Below are 6,203 nucleotides of genomic sequence, written 5' to 3'. Positions count from 1 at the left end.
CCTGACGGCGAGGATACCGTACTTGGCCAGGTAGTGCTGGGCGAGGTCGTCGATACCCTTCTGGACGAAGACGACGTTGGCTCCGACCTCCTTAATCTTGTCGACCATCTCGCGGAGCATCTTCTCCTCCTGCTCAAGGAAGGCCTGGAGCTGCTCCGGGCTGGTGATCCTGATCTCGGCGTCGGTCTCGGTCTCCTTGACCTCAAGGGCCTCGTTGATGAGCGCTATCTTGGCGTTCTCAACCCTCTTCGGCATGCCCGGGTGGACGACCTCCTTGTCGATGACGACGCCCCTGATGAGTCTGGTGTCCTTGACGCTGCCGCCCTCCTTCTTCTCGAACTTGATGTTGTCGAGGTCGACCTTGTAGACGCCGTCGACCTTCTCGGCGACCTGCTTGACGGCCTCGACGGCGATGTTGGCGAGGTACTCACGCTCCTCCTCGGCGGCCTTTCCGGTGATGGCAGTAACGGCGGCCTTCTTGAGCATCTCGACGTCCTCAACGTCAACGTCCTTGGATATCTCGTCGAGTATCTCCTGGGCCTTCTCCGCAGCGAGGGCGTAACCCTTGATGACTATGCTCGGGTGGATGTTCTGGTCGAGGAGCTCCTCAGCCTTCCTGAGGAGTTCACCAGCGATAACAACGGCAGTGGTAGTTCCATCGCCAGCCTCCTTATCCTGAGTCTTGGCAACCTCAACCATCATCTTAGCAGCAGGGTGCTGGATGTCCATCTCGTCGAGTATGGTTGCACCGTCGTTGGTGATGACGATGTCTCCGAGGCTGTCGACGAGCATCTTGTCCATACCCTTCGGGCCGAGGGTGGTCCTCACCGTCTCGGCAATAATCCTCGCGGCGAGAATGTTCAGCCTCTGGGCGTCCCTACCAACGTACCTCTGAGTCCCCTCAGGCAGAATAACAACCGGCTGTCCAGCAAGCTGGGCCATCTCCTCCCACCTCCGCCCGTTTTTGTTTTTATTGACGGAGGACTTTTAGTTACAATTAGTGTTTCCGCATTATCGTTCCTTTGAATTATTTATAAAATTTTCGGTCAGAGATCACCATACATTTTTAACCCGTTCGGGGAACCGGAGTCAGGTGATGAAAGATGGAGAACGTTAAGGCCCAATGGGAGAAAGCCCTGAGCGAGAGGAACTGTGAGAAGTTGCTTGAGTTCTTTGACGATTACATGGAGAGCATCGAGGACGAAGGGGTTCTCAGGCGCGAGCTGGAGAGGCTTGAAGAGGTTGTTGTTGGCTGTGATGACCCCTACGAGCTTGCCCATGAGATAGCCCACGTCTACGCTCACCTCGACGACGCCGACGCCGGAATCGGACTGTACAGGAGAATAGCGGAGGGAAGAAGAGACGACCCGGAAGAGTATGCCACCGCGCTCTACTACCTGGCGGACGCCTACGAGCACTTTGGAATGCCAGAGAAGGCGATAGAGACCTACGAGGAGCTGCTCAAGCTTGAGGAGGAAGTCCTCAAGAACGAGAGGGAGATAGCGCTTACACTGGCGAACATGGCGGTGAACTACGACGAGCTGGGCGAGATCGAGAGGGCGATAGAGCTGATGGAGCGCGCTAGGGATATATTCGAGAGGCTCAACGACGAGAAGAACCACATGATAAGCCTCCTCGACCTGGCGCACTTCAGGTACGAGCTCGGCGACTACGACGCTGCCGAGGCGCTGATAGGTGAAGTCCTCAGCAACCCGAGGGAGGACGAGATAGAGATAAACGCCAGGCTGGTAGAGGCGGAGATATTCGCGGGAAGGGAGGAGTACGACAAGGCCTTCAGGGCCGTACGGGACGCGCTTCTTAAGGCCGTTGACACGGGCGACGAGATCTTTGGCCTCGTCTTTGATACTCTCGTTGACTTCATAGAGGGGCTCTTCAACGAGGAGGCTTACGAGGTCGTAGCTAAAAACATGGAGTCCTTTGCGGAGCTCTTCGAGGACGACACTGCCCACTTCTTCAGAGCGATAGCCGAGCTCGCCCGCTGGAGGGGAGGAGACGAGGAAGCGAAGAAGAGGTTCGACGAGCTTTACGCCAAGGTTCAGAACGAAGAACTGAGAGGGATACTCGACGAGTGGAAGAAGCCAAAGCTGAGCCTGAGTTTGGGGCTCTGAGTTTCTTTTTCATTTAAATGAAAGAGAGCTCCAGCTCCTTAATGAACTTATCCAAGGACCTGCTTTTGAGTCCTTTTTCTGCGAGTATCTTTCTGAGAATCAATGACTTCTCATAAAGGAGCCCCACGAGCCACTCAAACCTTTCCGACCCAATGATCGTTCTTTGATTATTGAGCTCGCCGAGCATCATCTCAAAATCAACACCATACTCAATCAAGCGAAGCAAATCATCAATGTCCTTGGCCCTGCCAAGAGATGTAACCCCTTTGAACAGGAAAATGTCCTCAAGGGACACCAGTCGAACCTTAATAGTCTCGAAATCCCCAAACTCATCGGGAAGTACCGAGCGGTTTTTCATACCCTCCGACAGTGTGAGCCCTCTTAGAACCCTCCTCACAAAGACATCCATGTTGAAATCACGCATCTCCGGGTCAAGCTTTCTGTAAACCGAAACGGCCCCCAGTTTAACTTTGTATTCGTGCTCAACCTTCTTCACGTAGATAACCCTGACACCCGAACCTACTTTAAGTTCAGGTGAGGGATTCGTAAGAACCTCATCAAGGAATCCCAGAACTCGAACGTTCTCAACCACCACATCTACGTCTGCGGTGGCGTCTTTTATGCCCCTCAATGCAAGATTGCCACCACCTATAAGGTAAAGCCTTATTTCCTCGGGAATAACTCCCCGAGAGGCCAATAGAGTTGCTTTCTCGTCCAGCAGAGCAAACTCTTTAACCAATCTTTCCCTCGTTATCATTTTCAGGGCCTCCAAAGTACTGACGGCAGAGCTCCTCAACTTCATACCTGGAAGGGAACGGATAACCTTTCTCTTTTCCGCCAAGATACTCAATAATCTCGTCAACAACTCCGAGGACATCAAACTTAATGGCCAGACGTCTGAGCCGCTCAACGTTAAATCCCTTGACCTTTAGGATGGTTACGACGTAGAGGAGCTCCCTCGCGCCAGCTCCAACTGCCAGGGTATGAACGATGGCCTCCTCGAGCGTTATCCCCCTGGAAGGCCAGTAATAGTGGTAGACTCCTCCCGAGATTACGCTGAGACTATAGCTTGAAAAGCGGGGGGGGCCAGTGAGCTGGAAGGAATCTACCGCCAAGCCCCTGAAGCTTCTCGTAGCGAGGATGAACTCATTAACGCCGCTCCAGAGGACTACCGAATCATGGCTGAAGCTCTTTGCCTTTATCGAGTTCTGCAGGCGAAAGTATTCGTCGGCGAACTCTTTGACGAGCGAAAACCGTTCCGCAATAAAATACCCCTTCTCGTTTTTCCCGACGATGAGCCTTTCCATCAGCTCCGTTAGGACGTGATGCACCGTGTAGCGGTTAACGTTGGATCTCAGGGAGATTTCCCACACCGGCCTGGGCTCCTCAACGGCCATTCCGCCTATGACCTTAAGCTTTCTACCTGCCAAGAGAGAGATGAAGTCAACATGAGGAAACCTCGTTAGAAGCTCGTGGAAAAGTTCGAGGGGCTTGGAGCTGGAAGGAATGAGTAGAATCTCCTTTCCATTCTTCTGCCGCTCAATAAGGCCCTTTCGTTCTAGGGAACGGGCGATTATCGAAAGGCGAGAGCGGGAAACCTCAAGCTGCCCAGAGAGTTCTTTGAGGGTGGCCGGCTCATGCAGAACTGAGAGAACTCTGAGCTCTGCCCGGGTTAGCATGCCCATCATCGTGCTAAAATTGTTAAAGGTTTTATAAAAACTTTTTGATTTTTGGCACATCTCTTCGGAATGAGAGTACTTTCAGCGGCGTTCACAACAAGCAAGGGTAGCTACTGCAAGTACAGAATAGGAAAACAGAAGCCCTCCAAATCAAAGGAAGAGAAGAGGATTCAGATCCTCGAAACGGTCTCAACTTCTGCGCTCTCGACGTTCTCGACCTGCCTAAAGAGATCGGCGACCTCGTCGTAGGAGTAGCCCTCTTCGTCCCTACCGAGGACGTAGAACTTGAGGGCGACGAGACCGAAGGCTATAGGCTCGCGCTCGACCTTGGCGAGGCCGAACTTCTCGGGGATAACGGCCTTCAGCTTCTCCTCAAGCTCGTCGAGGTTGACCTCCGGGTCGGTCGGCATGACCTTTATAACGCCAACAAGGTTGAAGTCAGCCATCTTTTTCACCTCCTAAACTTCACGGTCCCTCCCAGCCGCACTTGGGGCACTTGTAGGGGACTGAGAGGACCCTGCAGCTTTCGCAGCGCCAGATTATCTCCTCGCCACAGTTCGGGCAGACGAAGTGAGTGGCGTGCTCCCTTGGGGTTATCTCCTTTCCGCATGATGTGCATACGGGTATCTCGAACTTGGCTTCCACTGCGAACACCTCCGAGAAAGGTGGTTTTTAATCACTGGTGGGCATTGCGGGGGTTGGCTTATAAACCTTTCTCTGAGGGCTCCCTCGGGGTATGAGGTCCCTATTGATTAATGGCGGGATTACTCAGGACATCACTATAAAATTCAATTGGAACTACAGTGACGAAACCACAATATCCTCAGGAGAACGGGACTCGCAGACTTTTCTTCAGAAAGGGCTGTTGTGGTGGGCCCGCGGGGCTTCGAACCCCGGACCTCCCGCTTATCAGGCGGGCGCTCTGACCAGGCTGAGCCACGGGCCCAAGAGAATTCTGGTGCCCCGGCCGGGATTTGAACCCGGGTCGCGGGATCGAGAGTCCCGCATGATTGACCGGGCTACACCACCGGGGCGCGTCCGAGATTAGGGAGGAAGGAGGGTTTAAAAAGATTTCGGTAAACTGCCAACGTCCCGAGGGGGACAAACGACCACCAGACCCATAAAACCGCCGTGGGAATGTTCCAGCCCAACGGGAAATGCCCAATTTTGTGAAATTATTTCGAAAAGTTGGCATGAAATTTTGCAATAAATAAAAGCAAAGGTTTATATAGTTAAAGCCCCCAATAGTGTTTGAGGGGTGCCGTGCGGAGGAGACTGAAGCGAAAGCTTCACCCCGAAGCAAATCTTACCCGAGTGGTTTCATGGACCATAACGGAACATGAAACTGCAATTAACAGGGAAAGGTTTGCGAGGAGTGGAACTTCACTCCGGCCTCTTTCGTACGGTGCCCCTCACTATTCTCCAGACTGATTAGCCGACAGGAGTTCCCTAACGGTTCTCCTCACAGCCCCATAGCTGTCCAGCCTCGGCTTCCAGCCCGTTTCCTTCGCCCTCTCTATGCTCAGGCGCATGAACTTGACGTCACCCTTCCAGCCGCGGCCGCCGTCGACGCCGCCGGTAAACCTGAAGGCAGGATTCAGCCCCATCTCCTCGCTCACTATCTCCGCTATCTCTTTAACGGTTATCCAGTCCTCGTTGCCGAGGTTGTAGAAGTCAACCGCCTTGTTTTCTCCCTTGAAGTGCTCGAAGATGTGAAGCATACCCTCAACGGTGTCGCTCACGTGGAGGTAGCTCTTCCTCTGGGTTCCGTCGCCTAGTATCTCAAGCTCCTCCGGGTTTCTGCGAAGCTTGTTGATGAAGTCGTAGATAACGCCGTGGTTGGAGCGCTCGCCTATTATGTTGGCCAGCCGGAAGATAAGCGCCTTAAAGTCGAAGGTGTGAGCGTAGCCGCTGATCAGAGCCTCGGCCGCGAGCTTCGCCCCGCCGTAGACACTTATCGGCTCCAGGGGCGCGTAGTCCTCCGGCGTCGGAATGATGTCGGCATCTCCGTAGACCGTTGAGGAGCTCGTGAAGACGAGGTACTCAACGTTCGAGTCCCTAATGGCATTCAGAAGGTTGTAGGTTATGAGGACGTTGGTCTCGTAGAGAAGCTCGGGGCTCTGGGAGCCGATCCTCACTTCGGGGTTGGCGGCAAGGTGAAAGACCGCCTCAACACCTTCAACAGCGTCCTTTACAGTTTCGGCGTCCCTCATATCCCCTTTTATGAACTCAAACCTCTCATGGTTCAACCAGCGTTTGATGTTGTCCAGACTTCCTGCGCTCAGGTCGTCGAGAACCCTGACCTCGCTTCCAGATTCCATCAGGGCATCAACGAGATGGGAGCCTATGAAGCCTGCGCCTCCCGTGACTAGAACTCTCATTTCTACCACCACCG

At 53.7% G+C, this 6,203-nt stretch carries 7 protein-coding genes and 2 tRNA genes; 1 reads left to right on the top strand and 8 read right to left on the bottom strand.

Going from position 1 to position 6,203, the window contains the following annotated elements; translation table 11 throughout:
* Window positions 1-942: thermosome subunit beta (gene thsB, locus F7C11_RS08185; protein ID WP_297092703.1), on the bottom strand; the 942-nt coding region annotated here is incomplete at its 3' end.
* Window positions 943-1,103: 161 nt separating this feature from the next.
* Here thsB and F7C11_RS08180 point away from each other — a divergent pair.
* Window positions 1,104-2,129, top strand: coding sequence for a tetratricopeptide repeat protein (locus tag F7C11_RS08180; RefSeq protein ID WP_297092702.1), 1,026 nt, complete (start codon window positions 1,104-1,106; stop codon window positions 2,127-2,129).
* 13 nt (window positions 2,130-2,142) lie between these two features.
* Here F7C11_RS08180 and F7C11_RS08175 read toward each other — a convergent pair whose 3' ends face one another.
* The 7 genes from F7C11_RS08175 to F7C11_RS08145 all read right to left on the bottom strand — a co-directional run bounded on the left by F7C11_RS08175 (window position 2,143) and on the right by F7C11_RS08145 (window position 6,189).
* Complete coding sequence (locus F7C11_RS08175) at window positions 2,143-2,886, bottom strand: hypothetical protein (RefSeq protein WP_297092701.1); 744 nt, start codon at window positions 2,884-2,886, stop codon at window positions 2,143-2,145.
* A complete protein-coding gene (locus F7C11_RS08170) occupies window positions 2,861-3,817 on the bottom strand; it encodes a MarR family winged helix-turn-helix transcriptional regulator (RefSeq protein WP_297092700.1) in 957 nt (318 codons plus the stop codon). The genes F7C11_RS08175 and F7C11_RS08170 overlap by 26 nt, the downstream gene beginning before the upstream one ends.
* 161 nt (window positions 3,818-3,978) lie before the next feature.
* Entirely contained in the window at window positions 3,979-4,254 is a 276-nt protein-coding gene (locus F7C11_RS08165) for an elongation factor 1-beta (RefSeq protein ID WP_297092699.1), read from the bottom strand.
* A 19-nt stretch (window positions 4,255-4,273) separates the two neighbouring features.
* Window positions 4,274-4,453 (bottom strand): zinc finger domain-containing protein, encoded by a 180-nt coding sequence (locus F7C11_RS08160; RefSeq protein WP_012572828.1) that lies wholly within the window; start codon window positions 4,451-4,453, stop codon window positions 4,274-4,276.
* A gap of 223 nt (window positions 4,454-4,676) precedes the next feature.
* Window positions 4,677-4,754: transfer RNA gene (locus F7C11_RS08155), tRNA-Ile, on the bottom strand.
* Window positions 4,755-4,764: 10 nt separating this feature from the next.
* Window positions 4,765-4,842, bottom strand: a tRNA-Glu gene (locus tag F7C11_RS08150).
* A 381-nt stretch (window positions 4,843-5,223) separates the two neighbouring features.
* A complete protein-coding gene (locus tag F7C11_RS08145; RefSeq protein WP_297092715.1) occupies window positions 5,224-6,189 on the bottom strand; it encodes an NAD-dependent epimerase/dehydratase family protein in 966 nt (321 codons plus the stop codon).
* Window positions 6,190-6,203: the final 14 nt, after the last annotated feature.

Source organism: Thermococcus sp. (assembly GCF_015521605.1).
Lineage (GTDB): Archaea > Methanobacteriota_B > Thermococci > Thermococcales > Thermococcaceae > Thermococcus.
This window is presented reverse-complemented; position numbering and strand designations above follow the sequence as displayed.

Excerpts from the sequence above, each read along its gene's own strand:
- F7C11_RS08180 (WP_297092702.1), top strand. The coding sequence starts at position 1,104 with ATGGAGAACGTTAAGGCCCAATGGGAGAAAGCCCTGAGCGAGAGGAAC.
- F7C11_RS08175 (WP_297092701.1), bottom strand. The coding sequence starts at position 2,886 with ATGATAACGAGGGAAAGATTGGTTAAAGAGTTTGCTCTGCTGGACGAG.
- F7C11_RS08170 (WP_297092700.1), bottom strand. The coding sequence starts at position 3,817 with ATGATGGGCATGCTAACCCGGGCAGAGCTCAGAGTTCTCTCAGTTCTG.
- F7C11_RS08165 (WP_297092699.1), bottom strand. The coding sequence starts at position 4,254 with ATGGCTGACTTCAACCTTGTTGGCGTTATAAAGGTCATGCCGACCGAC.
- F7C11_RS08145 (WP_297092715.1), bottom strand. The coding sequence starts at position 6,189 with ATGAGAGTTCTAGTCACGGGAGGCGCAGGCTTCATAGGCTCCCATCTC.